Source organism: Paenibacillus pinihumi DSM 23905 = JCM 16419 (assembly GCF_000422505.1).
Taxonomy (GTDB): domain Bacteria; phylum Bacillota; class Bacilli; order Paenibacillales; family Paenibacillaceae; genus Paenibacillus_D; species Paenibacillus_D pinihumi.
Window position 1 is genome coordinate 19,416 of record NZ_KE383865.1, and the last position, 13,991, is coordinate 33,406.

The 13,991-nt window shown below is 51.1% G+C and carries 9 protein-coding genes; 8 read left to right on the top strand and 1 reads right to left on the bottom strand.

All coding sequences use genetic code 11. From position 1 onward, the window contains the following. Nucleotides 1-3 precede the first annotated feature (3 nt). The 6 genes from H583_RS33610 (at nt 4) to H583_RS0120155 (ending at nt 9,915) form a co-directional block, all read left to right on the top strand. Entirely contained in the window at nt 4-993 is a 990-nt protein-coding gene (locus H583_RS33610; RefSeq protein ID WP_051236731.1) for a carbohydrate ABC transporter permease, read from the top strand. 98 nt (nt 994-1,091) lie between these two features. Next, on the top strand, nt 1,092-2,471 hold the full coding sequence (locus tag H583_RS0120135; RefSeq protein ID WP_028562050.1) for an ABC transporter substrate-binding protein: 1,380 nt from the start codon (nt 1,092-1,094) through the stop codon (nt 2,469-2,471). 86 nt (nt 2,472-2,557) lie between these two features. Beyond that, the gene (locus H583_RS35470; protein ID WP_051236734.1) at nt 2,558-4,726 is read left to right on the top strand and encodes a carbohydrate-binding protein; all 2,169 of its coding nucleotides are present in this window, start codon (nt 2,558-2,560) and stop codon (nt 4,724-4,726) included. A gap of 121 nt (nt 4,727-4,847) precedes the next feature. Continuing rightward, nucleotides 4,848-6,587: a sensor histidine kinase gene (locus H583_RS0120145; protein ID WP_028562051.1), complete on the top strand. Its 1,740-nt coding sequence runs from the start codon at nt 4,848-4,850 to the stop codon at nt 6,585-6,587. After that, nucleotides 6,584-8,230, top strand: coding sequence for a response regulator transcription factor (locus H583_RS0120150; protein WP_028562052.1), 1,647 nt, complete (start codon nt 6,584-6,586; stop codon nt 8,228-8,230). Before H583_RS0120145 ends, H583_RS0120150 begins: the two co-directional genes overlap by 4 nt. Continuing rightward, nucleotides 8,227-9,915 (top strand): type 2 periplasmic-binding domain-containing protein, encoded by a 1,689-nt coding sequence (locus tag H583_RS0120155; RefSeq protein ID WP_154665940.1) that lies wholly within the window; start codon nt 8,227-8,229, stop codon nt 9,913-9,915. The genes H583_RS0120150 and H583_RS0120155 overlap by 4 nt, the downstream gene beginning before the upstream one ends. Before the next feature lie 188 nt (nt 9,916-10,103). Here the strand turns inward: H583_RS0120155 and H583_RS0120160 are convergent, their stop codons facing one another. Beyond that, the gene (locus H583_RS0120160) at nt 10,104-11,363 is read right to left on the bottom strand and encodes an MFS transporter (RefSeq protein WP_245585957.1); all 1,260 of its coding nucleotides are present in this window, start codon (nt 11,361-11,363) and stop codon (nt 10,104-10,106) included. 243 nt (nt 11,364-11,606) lie between these two features. Here H583_RS0120160 and H583_RS0120165 point away from each other — a divergent pair, with 243 nt between their 5' ends. Next, entirely contained in the window at nt 11,607-12,572 is a 966-nt protein-coding gene (locus tag H583_RS0120165; protein ID WP_028562055.1) for an aldolase catalytic domain-containing protein, read from the top strand. A 273-nt stretch (nt 12,573-12,845) separates the two neighbouring features. Beyond that, nucleotides 12,846-13,562, top strand: a complete 717-nt coding sequence (locus H583_RS0120170) for a FadR/GntR family transcriptional regulator (RefSeq protein WP_028562056.1) — start codon at nt 12,846-12,848, stop codon at nt 13,560-13,562. Nucleotides 13,563-13,991 lie beyond the last annotated feature (429 nt).

The following is a 13,991-nucleotide window of genomic DNA, read 5'->3' on the forward strand; positions in this document are numbered from 1 at the left end:
CGCATGTCCAAAACGGCAACACAAAAATGGAACGACAAGTTGCAGGTCGACTGGGTGATAACCGCCAAGAAAAGAGGCGGCCTGTTCATCAGCAAGCTGTCGTTGTATACGGTGCTGATCTCCCTTTCCTTTGTATTCTTGTATCCGCTGTTGTTCATTATCTCGCAGTCGCTCATGATGCCCACGGACGTGTCAGACTCAACTGTCCAGTGGATACCGCAGAGCCTGTCTTTCGCCAACTATCTGGATGCGTTTCTGGCACTGGGCGGCGCCTCGGGCCGGACCTACTGGGATGCTTTCATGTACAGCGCAGTTATTTCCTTCGGCAGCGCGGCGCTTCAAGTGTTCAGCTGCGCGCTCGCCGGTTACGCCTTTGGGCGGTACCGTTTTCCGGGGTACACCTTATGTCTGTCGCTCGTCTTGTTTGCGTTCCTGGTACCGCCGCAGACGATCATCGTTCCGTTGTTCCAGTTGTTCTCGGATTTCGGCTGGATCAACACCTTTTATCCGTTTATCGTACCGAGCCTGACCGGGCACGGGCTGAAAGGCGCCCTGTTCGTGCTGATATTTATTCAATTTTTCCACAGGCTTCCGTATGTGCTGGAGGAGGCGGCCAGAATTGACGGCGCAAATGCGTTCCGCACGTACTGGACGATTATGCTGCCGCTCGCCCGTCCGGCGATGCTTGTTGTCTTCCTGTTCTCTGTCGTTTGGCACTGGAACGATGTATTTGAGCCGAATCTGTATTTGCGCGTACCGAACTATTACAACCTTTCACAGACACTCGGCATCTTCAATGGTGTCGGATCTGCGCAGATTGACGCTGCGACAGCCGGACTGAATGCGGCCCAGACGATCGGTGTCGCGCCGACGATGATGAACAAGATTATGGCTGCGGCGATGCTGTCTATTCTGCCAATGCTGGTCCTGTATCTGTTCACGCAGCGCTATTTTGTGGAAAGTGTGGAGCGCGCAGGAATCGCGGGCGAATAACAGCTTGATACGATTCGGGGGAGGCGATGTCCGGCATAAATGCGAGAACGGAACCGACATCAAAAGCGTGATACCAATCCAATGGAGGATGATAGGCAATGAAAAAAACATCGATTTTTTTGTTCATGCTGTTATTTGCGCTTTCAGCTGTGCTGTCGGCTTGCAGCGGGTCGGGAACGACTCCGGCTAATACAGGTCCAGTCAACAGTACGAATACCGGAGGCGGTAATCAGGGTACGAATAAGCCCGAACCGGAGCCTGAGCCAGTCAAGGACCTGAGCGGAGAGATTGAATTGTGGTCGTTCAACCCGGACAGCTTCCCCGAGTCGGTAGAGGCGTTTCAGGCCAAATATCCGAAGGTGAAAATCAATGTTGTGATCATGAATATCGTGGAGATGCACGAGAAGGCATTAACAGCCATTGCCAGCGGCTCGGGCGGTCCGGACGTTCTGTTCCTGGAGGGCGGTTACTTCAAGCAGTTCAATGCGATTGAAGGGCTGGAGGATTTGCTGCAGGAGCCTTATAACGCCGGACAGTACCGCGATAACTTTACGGATGCGAACTGGAACCGCTGGATGTCGATCGACGGCAAGCGTCTGATCGGGATGCCATGGGATATGCCGCCTTCTGTAACTTACTTCCGTCAGGACATAATGGAGGAGAACGGCTTCCCGACCGACCCAGCCGAACTGATGCAATACATGGCGGATTCGAACAACTTCCTTAATATGGCGAGAACGCTGAAAAACAAAGGCGTCTACATGCTCGAGTGGAGAGACCAGCCGGTTGGTTTGATGAACAACGGCATCTCGTTCTTTGACAGTGACCTGAACTATCGCCGCAACACAGACGGGTTCGTAAAGGGTCTGGACATTTCCAAGCAGATTGCCCAAGAAGAGCTGTATCTGGGCCAATCAATCTGGTCTGAGGAAGGACAGCAGGCTGTGAAAAATGGCAAATTGGCCTTCTTGTACATGGGCTCCTGGGGCGCCAATATTGTGCAGGACTGGGGCGGCGAGGAGCAAACGGGCAAATGGAGAGTAACAGGGCTTCCGTTCGGCGCTTACGGCGGCAACGGCGGTTCCGTTCTGTCCATCCTGTCCCAGAGCAAAAACAAAGAGCTGGCATGGGAATTCGTAAAGTGGAATCTGGCTACAGATGAAGGCCAGCTGATCTGGACGAAAAAAGGCATGATGCCTGGTTATAAGCCAGCCTGGGAATTCCCGGAATTTAAAAATGTCAAACACCCGTACCTGGGCAATCAAAATATGAACCAGCTTTACGCCGCGCTGCTTGACAAGGTGCCGTCGTCCTTCGCAACTCCGATGGATGACAAGGCAAGCGAAATCTGGGGCAAGGGCGTAGCGGATGTCATGGATAAAAATCTCGATTCCAAGGCAGCGCTTCAAAAAATCGAGGACGATATTCTGGCAGCTGTAGGGGCAGACCGGCAAAAGCTGCTGGATGCCAGAAAATAATTGAATTTTAAATCTCAAACGATTGCTGTCTTCCATTACCGGAGACAGCAATCGTCTATTCAGAAGGCATCAAAGGGGGGACGTTCATGTCAGTCAAACGGACGGCACGATATGCAAGTTTGCTTATTCTGCTTGTCGTCATCATTGCAGCTTGCATAGCTGTCTATCTATGGAAAGGGGAGGGGCGTGATATGGTGAATGTGGAAGCCTGGTACTCCACAGAGGATGGCTCGCTTGTACTGGAGCAGCAGGACGACCTGCAATGGCATCCGCCCGGAGGCACAGCTGATGATATTCGAACCTTTACGATTGATGATTCCGTCACGTATCAGCCTTATTTTGGCATCGGTTCTTCGCTGGAGGAATCATCGGTCTATAATCTGATGCGGATGGGTACGGAGAACCGGGAAAAGGTGTTGAAGTATTTGCTAAACCCGAAGGATGGCCTGGGCTGGAATGTGATGCGAATTACGCTGGGGACATCGGACTTCACGGGGCGGGAATGGTACAGCTATAATGACAATCCGCCGGGCGGAGAAGATCAGGCAATGGAGCACTTTTCGATTCAGAAGGATATCGATTACAATATCGTTCCCGTCATTCAGGAGGCGCTGCGCTACAATCCCGAGCTGAAGATCATTGCTTCCGCCTGGAGTGTGCCCGGCTGGATGAAGGATAGCGGCCGTCTGGAAGGAGGCCCTTCCAAGACCGGAAAAATGAAGAGTGAATATCTGCCTGCACTGGCCCTGTACTACCGCAAGGCAATCGAAGCGTATGCGGAGCAGGGCATACCGATCTATGCGCTCACTCTGCATAATGAACCCGGCATTCATGTCGACTATCCAATGACGGAGCTGTCACTGGAACAGCAGATCGAGCTGCTCAAGCAGCTCAAACAGGAATTTGGCAGCACGGAGCATGGCGAGGTCATTCACACACGAGTATGGGTTAACGATTTCAATATTTATGACTGGGAGCAACAGAATAAGAGAATTTATGATGATGCAGAAGCCTATGCTTTGTCTGATGGAACGGCCTTCCATGATTATTGGGGGTATTTGTCGGTAATGACGGACGCACATGAAGCACATCCCGACAAGCCAATCTATATGACCGAGCGTTCTGTATGGGGAACGCGGGGCGCCGACCGGATCATTCAATATTTCCGCAATTATGCCCGGAGCTATAATGCCTGGGTGACACTGCTGGACAGCAGGGGCAAGCCGAATGTCTCCAGTACGGGGGCAGGGCGCACACTGGTGACGATTGATGCGGATGCGCCCGAAAACTATACGATCAATTTCGAAGCGCATATGATGGGGCACTTCTCCAAGTTCATCCAGCGGGGCGCTCTGCGTCTGGACAGCAATTACTATGATGAAAGCTTCGACCGCCATGTCCCGAAGATGAACGGTGAAGAAGATGAGCGGCCGGAAGTTTCGAATGTTGCATTCAAGAATGAGGATGGTACCATTGTGATGATTGTCGTTAACAATAGCCGCGAGTCCCGTCCGTTCCGGGTGCTCTATGCAGACGGGGAGTGGCAGGATACGCTTCCGGGGAAGACAGTCGCGACCTACCGTTGGCAGGAGGCTGGCAAAGGGACATACAAGGAGCGGGTGAAGGTACCAACCGCCAATCCGCAGGGCGGCAGCGTGTTCGGGGAGACCGAGGTGTCGCTTGTATCCACGACGGAAGGCGCAGAGATCAGGTACACATTAGACGGCTCTGCACCGGATGACAGTTCAGCATTATATACAGAACCGATCATTGTTAAGGGAAAGGGCGAGACGATTCAACTAAGGGCAATTGCCAGGAAGGAAGGGATGCATGATTCCAACATTCGCACCGTGGAGTATCAATTTGTTCTGCCGTCGGTCGTTCCCGGTCAAATCGAAGCCGAGGGCTATCTGGCAGCGAGCAGCGGACGGACAGAACCAAGCTCCGAGGGCGGACTGAATATCGGCTGGATCCAGCGCGGCGACTGGCTGGACTACCCGGTGTATGTGAGAGATTCCGGAATGTATCGTGTGTCTTACCGTGTAGCAGGGGTGAACGCTGAAGGGAGCATCGAGCTTCAGGATGGCGGCAAGACGCTTGCAGATGCGGGGCTTGAGGATACGGGTGGCTGGCAGAAATGGATCACCATCCAGAGCGGGCCTTTTATTCTCGTGGAGGGCGAGCGGGTGCTGCGGCTTCATTTGAATGGCACCAGCTTTAATTTAAACTGGTTCAAGCTTGAGCGGGTTGAATAAGGCAGCATGAATTCAAATATCATGTAAAAATGGGAATACTCTTCTATTTGATCTGGGTTATAATAGAAGAGTTCGCAGCGGATGAGGCCTTGTTCAGCATTGTGAGAGGCAGGAGACGGCCATGTTCAGGCAAACAATATTAACGAAAATGATTCTGGTCATTTTACTATTTCTAGTTCCGGCTCTTCTATTATATACGTACAGCAATCGTACCAGCGTCAAAGTCGTAGAGGATCTCATTCATAATTCGACCAAAAAGCAGCTCAATTTTTTCTCCAGGCAAATGGATGATTCCGTCAACCGTCTGTCTGACTTCGCGGTCAATATGACGCAGGACCCGAACGTGAGAGAATTTATGGGTTATTCCTTTATCCGGACGGATTATGAAGAGGTGCGTCTGCACGCGGCGATACTGGAGAAGCTCGAATTGAATAATATCTCTTCCGCCTGGCCCAGCGAGACGGCCATCTATTCGATGCTGGAGAAGCGTGTGCTGGCAAGGTCGTCTGTACAGCCTTTTGAGCCGGACAGAATCGGGGGCAAAATTTCCAGCAATGAGTGGTCCGGCAAGCGGGATGAGGATGGCCGGCCCAGCTTTTACTACTATGCGATGGTACCGGCTGTCTACAAGAAGCTGGAAGATTTGCATATGATTATTGAAGTGAAATTTCCGCAGCAAAATATAGAAAATATGCTGGACCAGTTCGAATCTGCGAGCAACGGGCAAGTGTTTTTGTATTCATCCAGCACCGGACAGATCATTACGGGCAAAAAATATATGCGCAGCCAGCTACATGAGCTGGAGCCCCAATTGCAGGGGCGGGAGCTGCCCGAAAGCGGCAACTTCCGGGTAAGCATGAACAACATATCCTATCAACTTTACTATGAGCAAGTTTCCAGCTTGGGCTGGCATGTGGTAGAATATGTGCCCGTGGAAACCATCCTGCAGCCGATCCGCTCCAACCAGGTACAGTTCTACGGGACGATGCTGCTCCTGCTTGCCGTTGCGGTCGGGCTTGTGCTCATGCTGTATCAGAAGGTTCAGCAGCCGATATTGAAGCTGATCCGCAATATTGAGCGGGTCAAGCAAGGCAACTATGTCATTACGACCCTGAACGGGAACGGGAATGATGAATTTCAGTATTTATTTGACCGCTTCAATGAAATGACATTGGAAATCAGGCAGCTGATCGAGAAGGTATACGAGGAACGGCTGCGTTCGCGGGATGCTACACTCAAGCAGCTTCAATCGCAGATTAACCCGCACTTCCTGTACAATTGCCTGAGCTTTATCATGAACATGACGAAGCTGAAAAAGCATGATGATGTCGTCATGATGACTTACCACCTGAGCCAGTATTACCGCTATGTGACGCGGATCGAGGTGGAGACAGTTCCGCTTACGATGGAGATGGAGTTTACGAAGCATTATTTGAAGATTACACAGCTCAGGTTCGTGCAGATCGATATGGAATATACGATTCCGGATTCGGTCAAGGATGTCATGATTCCGAAGCTCATCATTCAGCCGATGATTGAGAACGCAATCAAGCATGGAATTGAGGCGACGGGTGAGCCGGTCAGATTGCATATCAGCGCATCCAGAGACAATGGTGAAATACGGATTAATGTTGAAGATAACGGCATTGGGATTACGCCTGACAAAATTGCCGGCATTGTGGAGCGCATGCAGCAGCCGCTTGGCAGCGATATGGGCACAGGATTGTGGACGATTAACCAGCGTCTGCAAATGCATTTTGGTGAAGGGGCCGGCATTGAACTCTTTGAATCGACGGAATTGAATGGGTTGAAAATCGTCCTTCGCTGGAAGGACCCGGGGAGCGAGGCGGATTCGCTATGACAGAACTGATGATTGTCGATGATGAGCCGCATTCCGTGGACAGCCTGGCGGATACGATCGATTGGGCTTCCATCGGAATTTGTGGTGTACACAAGGCTTATTCGGCGCCTGAAGCGCTGGATAAGCTGAAGGAAACGCCTGTGGACATTATTATTACCGATATTCATATGCCCAAGATGAACGGGCTGGAGTTGATTGAAGAAATCCGCAAAGTATGGCCGAGAACCAAGTGCATCATTTTATCCGGCTATGCGGAGTTCGAGTTCGCTCAGAAGGCGATGCAGCTCAAGACAATGGAATATCTGCTTAAGCCGGTGCTGAACGAGGAGATTATTGAGAAGGTGAAGGTGCTGACCAAAGAGCTCCAAGGTGAATGGTCGGAGATCAGCTCCAGGGAACAGGCCGTCCGTGCTGTCAAAGAAAATTTGCCGCTGCTCAGAGGCAATTTGTTGCTGGAGTTTTTGTACGGGAGCCAATATTCTGCCGATACCTGGCAGCGCAAGCTGGAGCTGCTTCAGCTGCCGTTTCAGTTCGGTGACCGCTATAACAAGTTCATGATCCGGCTGGAGGATGGATTCCAGTCCTTCAATCAGGGCAGCAGGCCGCTGCTGGAATACGCGGTTTATAATATCGTTGAGGAAATCTTCGGCTTGAGCTTTGATGTCTGGTACGGCAAGGACGACTATGATTATCATATTTTCCTCATCAAGTGGAAGGGAGATGAACAGGAGCGCAACCATTATTTATCCGCACTGCATATGAAGGAGGATGAGTATATTGACGCCCTTTTCTCACGTATCCAGCATAATGTAAGGGTTTTCTTGAAAGGGCAGCTGTCGATTCTGGCTGGGAACTGGGAACATTTTCCGGATCAGCTATCCGCCGATTACTATGAGATGCTCACGATCTTCCGCCAGCAGATTGGCAAGGACAGCAGTTTTTGCATGAAGCTGTCCGGTTACGCCAAGGACAAGGATGTGCACACGCTAACTTCCCTTTATGAGCCGCCGGTACTCTCACAGCTTCTGGAGACCGGCAGATGGCAGGAGGCGGAGGATAAGCTGCGCCATATCTTCGGGCAGATGGCGGATGAGAAATACAAGTCGCGGGATAATTTGATTGAGGTCTATTTTCATATCTATAATGCATTTACTTATATATTGCACCGGAATGGGAGGAAAATATCGGAGTTTCTCGGGCGGGGACTGGAGCAACTGATTGACGGCAATACGTATCACCATGCCGAGCAACTGCTCAGCCGCACGCTGCGCATGCTGCATCAATTGCGGGATGAATCGCTGTTGGAGCTGAAAGATAGCCGCCGCCAGACCGTTCAGGAAGTGCAGCGTTATATTGAGAATCATTTGGCCGAAGATGTGTCCTTGCAGACGCTGTCCGAGCAGGTCTTTATGCATCCGACCTATCTGTCGAAAATTTACAAGCTGGAGACTGGTGAGGGAGTCAATCAATATATTCAACGGCTGCGCAAGGATAAGGCCATTCAATTGCTAAAGCATACCGAACTGAAAATCTACGAGATTGGCAACCGGGTGGGTCTTGCGAATACCACCTACTTTATTAAACAGTTCCGCAAGGATACGGGCATGACGCCGCAGGAGTTCCGGGATTCGCTGAAGGGGTGAGTGTGGGATTGAAGAAGCTGGCTGCTGCAACCGCTATTTTGCTGCTTATAATGGGGATGCTGGGATGTCGGGCAGACGGTGGTCTGCCTGAGGATGTGAAAGGGAGCACTGTGCCTGGAAGCTCGGTCTGGACTGGAGAAAAGTACGATCCGCCGATTACGTTGACACGGGTGGTAAAGCACAACACCTATTCAACAACTTTCCGGGATAACGAGGATTGGGACGATAATGTGTTTACCCGGTGGCTCGAAAATACCTTGGGCATGAAGATCAGCACGCTCTGGGCGATGCCTGAGGAGAATAACGCTTTCTCCAAAAAGCTGCTGCTGTCGATCAGCAGGGGGGAAGAACTGCCGGATATTGTTTCTTACCGCGGCTCCTACGAAACGCTGGTGCAGTTGATGGAGTCCGGACGTTTCATGCCGGTTGATGAGCTGTTTGACAAGTATGCCAATGATATCTGGAAGGAAGCGGCGGCGAAATATCCGCAGATGTGGGAGAACATTACGTTTGGGGGCAAGAAATACGCCCTTCCGCTACTGGACTACACGATGAATACCGAGCCTGTATTATGGATTCGCGAGGATTGGATGGAGAAGCTGAACCTGGCCCCTCCGGAGACGATTGAGGATCTGGAGCGAATTATGGAGGCATTCACGCATGGCGATCCGGACGGGAACAGCAAGAATGATACATATGGGCTCGCAGTTACGCTGCGTGAAAATTTGAATGCATGGATGACGGATTTGAGCTGGCTGTTCGGGGCGTATGGCGCTGTCAATTCCCAGTGGAACAAGGTGGGGGACCGGCTGGAGTACGGTTCGGTTCAGCCCGCAGCGAAGCAGGCGCTGGGCAAGCTGAGCGAGTGGATGAAGAAGGGGTACATTGCCCGGGATGCAAGCACCTGGGATGAGGCGAAGGCATCCGAATTGTTCACGACAGGCAAGGCCGGCATTATTGCCGGACCTCACTGGATGCCCGACTGGCCGTTTCCCAAGCTCAAGAAATACGCGCCGGAGGCCAAATATAAGCCGTATCCGGTGCCGGCCGGACCGGAAGGACATAGAGGAGTAAGAGCCGGCAACCCGGCTCCGACGAACGGGGTTATTCTGATTAATAAGGACAGCAAGCATCCCGAGGCATTTCTTCATTACTATAATTATTTAATGGAGCACTATGCAGATCCGGCAGAAGGTTCGCCATTCGAGTACGGCTTTGCCAAAGGGTATGATTACGACCTGATTAATGGCAGGCTGGTCAAGGACAATACCCAGTTCGTCAGTCCGATGGACTATTCGCTCAGCTATGAGGGCGCACGTATCCCTGAGCTGATGATCAACACATTGGTAAAGCTTGCTGCGGAGGAACCGGAGACACCATTTGAGAAGCAGGTGAAAGCCAAGCGGCATCCCGAAGAAATCGAGGCCGCTTCAATCGTAATGGACTATGACAGGCAAGGTGTCCGCTATCACAACTGGAATTCCGGCAGATCCCTCGGGATCGCCAAGAGCCGCAGCGGCCTGCTCGTTCAGATGGAGCGGGAGGCATTCAACAAGATTATTTACGGCCAACTTCCGATTGACGCCTTCGACCAGTTTGTCAAGCAGTGGAGGCAGGCAGGCGGCGATGAGCTGACGGAGCAGGTGAACAGGGCCTATCAGGAGAACAAGAGCGTGAAGAAGTGACGGAGATTTCCTTGGATTGAGGAGGGGCAAAGGCAAGCGCTTCGCTTCTCCAGAAACCTTCAGACGCGGGATATCCGGTTTTCGTTACTTAGATTTAACGGATTTTTGCCGCTGGAAAAATGCAAGGCTCCCGGATAATCATGTCCGGGAGCCTTGCAGCTTTTCAAATGCTCAAGTTCTTTCCAGGCTTATTGCTGTTCCGCGTACCATTCCTTGACCTTTTTGTCGGTCGGCAGCAGGAAGGTCAGCAGTCCCAGGATCGGCAGTACGCTGACGACCTTGAGCACGGCATCAAGGCCGAAAGCGTCCGTCAGACCGCCCAGAGCAACAGCACCCAGTGCGCCAAGTCCAAACGAAAGTCCGGTCGTTAAGCCGGATACAGTACCGATCATGCCGGGTACAAGCTCCTGTGCATAGACGACAGTCACTGACCATCCGGACATGAGGATCAGTCCGGTCACTGCCACAAGCGGATATGCCCAGAAGGCGTCAACATGGGGTAGCAGCAATGCCAGCGGCACGGTGCCGGCCATCGAGAAGAACAATACATTGCGGCGTCCGAACCGGTCTGACAGCGGTCCGCCCAGGAAAGTGCCCAGTGCGCCGGTGGCGGCGAACAGGAAAATATAGATTTGCGCCTGTTGGAGATTCAGATTGAATTTCTCCATGAGTTGGAACGGGTAATAAATCATGATGCTGGAATGATACCAGGTCCGGACGAACAGCAGACTCATGATGACCGTTATGGCGAAGGTAATCTGCTTTTTGCGCTCCGGCGACACTTCGATGCCAGTGCCTTTTTTCTTAACAGGCACCGGATGGGCTATCAGATATCCCTGATACCATTTAGCAATGGAAATTTGCACGACTACGGCGCCCAAAGTGATGACGGTGAACCAGACAGCGCCAAGCTGTCCCAGTGGAACAAAGATCAGCGCGGTCATAATAGCCGCCAGAGACTGACCCGAGTTCCCGCCCACCTGGAAGATCGACTGGGCTAGTCCGCGGCGTGAGCCGCCTGCCATGTAGGCGACACGGGATGCCTCCGGGTGGAATACGGCTGAGCCAAGTCCGACCAGCAGGACAGACAGCAGAATTGTCCAGTAGCCGGGTGAAAAGGCAATGCCGAGGACGCCAAGGGTCATCAGCACCATTCCGACCGGCAGCAGATAAGGTGTCGGCTTCCTGTCCGAGTAGAGTCCGACAACGGGCTGCATGACGGATGAGGTCATGTTGAGCGCGAAGACGATAATCCCGGCCTGCATATAGGACAGGTTCATTGCATTTTTCAATATGGGCAAAATAGCAGGAATGACTGCCTGAATCGTATCGTTGACCAGATGGACAATACTGATCGCGATCAGAATTCGGAAGACAGTCGGCTTCACATCAGGTTTGAGCGTTCCCGCTGTCCGGATGGAAGCTATATTTTCTATTGGTGGCTGCAAAGCAAGGTTCATCTCCCTTATTTCTATTTCTCATATTATAGCAAAGCGGCAGAACGGGTTAAATGATTTATTCTAAATAATACCATTAATAAATTTTAAGATCAGAAGAATGCGCGCTTGTAATGCTGCTGTAAATCTTTAATTTTATTAGGAAAATGGCATGAAAATAGCTTTGCGTTCCAGGCGGCAATCAAGTATGATGTAGAGAATAGTGATTTTATGCAAAAGGAGCCCTGTAAATTCATGAGTGCAAAGACAAGTGCAAATTACAAGATTGTAGACTGTACGATTCGGGACGGCGGTCTCGTTAATAATTGGGATTTTAGCGTAGAATTCGTTCAGCATTTGTACCACAGCCTGAACGAGGCTGGCGTAGAATATATGGAAATCGGCTACAAGAACTCGCCAAAGCTGCTTAAAGGCGCAGATGCTGCCGGCCCTTGGCGCTTCCTAGACGATGATTTTCTTCGCAAGGTTATCCCGCAAAAGCTCAACACGAAGCTGTCTGCACTTGTAGATATCGGGCGTGTCGATGAAAATGATATTTTGCCTCGCGAGGAAAGCCTGCTGGACCTGATCCGCGTAGCCTGCTACATCCAGGATGTGGACAAGGCGCTGGAATTGGTACAATTGTTCCACGATCGCGGATATGAGACGACGCTGAACATTATGGCGCTGTCCAATGTAATGGAGCATCAGCTTCTGGAAGCATTTGAGCAAATCAATGAGAGCGTTGTTGATGTTGTATACATTGTAGATTCTTATGGCAGCCTGTTGCCTAACGACTTCACTCTGCTGGTTGAGAAGTTCCGCAAGTACCTGCCGAACAAGCGTCTTGGTGTGCATACGCACAACAATATGCAGCTGGCATTTGCCAATACATTGATCTCTGCCGAGAAAGGTGTAGAGCTGCTGGATGCTTCTGTATACGGCATGGGCCGCGCGGCAGGCAACTGTCCGACTGAGCTGCTCGTTGCCAACCTGAAAAATTCCCGCTACAACCTGCGTCCGGTGCTGGATATGATCGAGAAGTACATGATCCCGCTTCGCGAGAAGGAAGAGTGGGGCTATATCATCCCTTACATGATTACAGGCATGCTGGACGAGCATCCGCGTTCCGCGATGGCGCTGCGCAATACCGAAGACAAGGACAAGTCAGTTGATTTCTATGACAAACTGACAACGCCTGAAGTATCGCACGGTAATTAAACAATAGACACGGCCCGGAATGGGCCGTGTTTTTGTTTTTACAAGCTGGACTGGGGATATTGGGATCGTTGAGATTGCAAATTTATTTGAATCGCTGTGGATCAAGATTTTCATATGGCAGCCCATGGATGGAGGATCAACTGCCTCTAAAATGGAAAAGGATTTCATTTTATTATGTAGGGGCCCCGCTTTATCATCGGTTAATTTGCCAAAGCTGCTGTGTGCAATATAATGGTAGTAGAGATGAACGGGTTGAAGGAGTGAATAAAGACTGTGGCGCTATCCAAAATTACAACACGCAAAATCTATGAACAGATCGCGGATCAGATGAAGGAGCATATTATTAACGGTGGCTGGAAGGTTGGAGAGCGGCTGCCGTCAACGAAGGAGCTGACCGAGCAGTTCCAGGTAGGACGCTCTACGATGCGGGAGGCGCTTAGTGCGCTCAAGGCGATGGGGTTGATCGATATTCGCCATGGTGAAGGCTGTTTTGTGCGGGAGACGACTGCGGCTGAACTGGATTTGCCGCAATTTGATAGGCTGCTGCTGAGCAGAGAGACGATTCTGGAACTGCTTGAAGCACGGAAGGCGCTGGAGGTTTCCAATGCAGCAATTGCTGCTGTGAAACGGACAGATGAGGATTTGGCAGCTTTCGAGCGGCTGCTTAGTATTATGGAGAGTCATGCTGGCGATGAGCAGGAGGGGGAGTCGGCGGATATCGGTTTCCATCAACTACTGGCCAAGGCGACCCATAACTCGATTATGGTCAGGTTGCTGGACTCGATTTCCTCTCAGATGGAGATCGCGATTCGCGAGACCCGGCGGCTGCAAATGTACAGCAACAAAGAAGTGTCTCATCGCCTGTGGCAGGAGCACCGTGCGATTTACGAGGCTGTTGCGAACCGCAATGCGGCTGAAGCGGAGCAGCGCATGCGCGAGCATCTGGACCATGTGGAGAAGGTGCTGAGGGAGTATTTGGAGCAAGAGTAGGCGTGGCTTGACTGCTATTTGTTATGTCTGTTCTTTTGCAGGAGCTTGTAGGCGCATACATGAAATATGTGAGTGTGTTCCCAGCCGCAGCGAGGCAGTTGAAATAAGTCTTGTAATGTAATTTTTGAAGCTTTATGATGAACGAAGAGAGAAAAAATTATAAATGGAACTTTAGCCTTTTCCGGTGCGAATGTGAAGCTCACATGATTTTCCCGGTTCCTTCGCACCTCGAAATTTGTCGAAAAGGCAGTGAAATCATAAATGTAGTCGGAAGTCAAGATTTCGGGCAGGAATTTCAGCTCGGAATTTATGAAATAAAAGCAGTTATTGCGCTAAATATGATATTTTGGCTTGTTTTTCGCTGTCGCACTCTACGTGAGTGCGTGGATTGAAACCAACGAAATTCGGGGCTTACGGAACGGCATTCCG

Coding starts and splice junctions, on each gene's coding strand:
- H583_RS33610 (WP_051236731.1), top strand. CDS start 4: ATGTCCAAAACGGCAACACAAAAATGGAACGACAAGTTGCAGGTCGAC.
- H583_RS0120135 (WP_028562050.1), top strand. CDS start 1,092: ATGAAAAAAACATCGATTTTTTTGTTCATGCTGTTATTTGCGCTTTCA.
- H583_RS35470 (WP_051236734.1), top strand. CDS start 2,558: ATGTCAGTCAAACGGACGGCACGATATGCAAGTTTGCTTATTCTGCTT.
- H583_RS0120145 (WP_028562051.1), top strand. CDS start 4,848: ATGTTCAGGCAAACAATATTAACGAAAATGATTCTGGTCATTTTACTA.
- H583_RS0120150 (WP_028562052.1), top strand. CDS start 6,584: ATGACAGAACTGATGATTGTCGATGATGAGCCGCATTCCGTGGACAGC.
- H583_RS0120165 (WP_028562055.1), top strand. CDS start 11,607: ATGAGTGCAAAGACAAGTGCAAATTACAAGATTGTAGACTGTACGATT.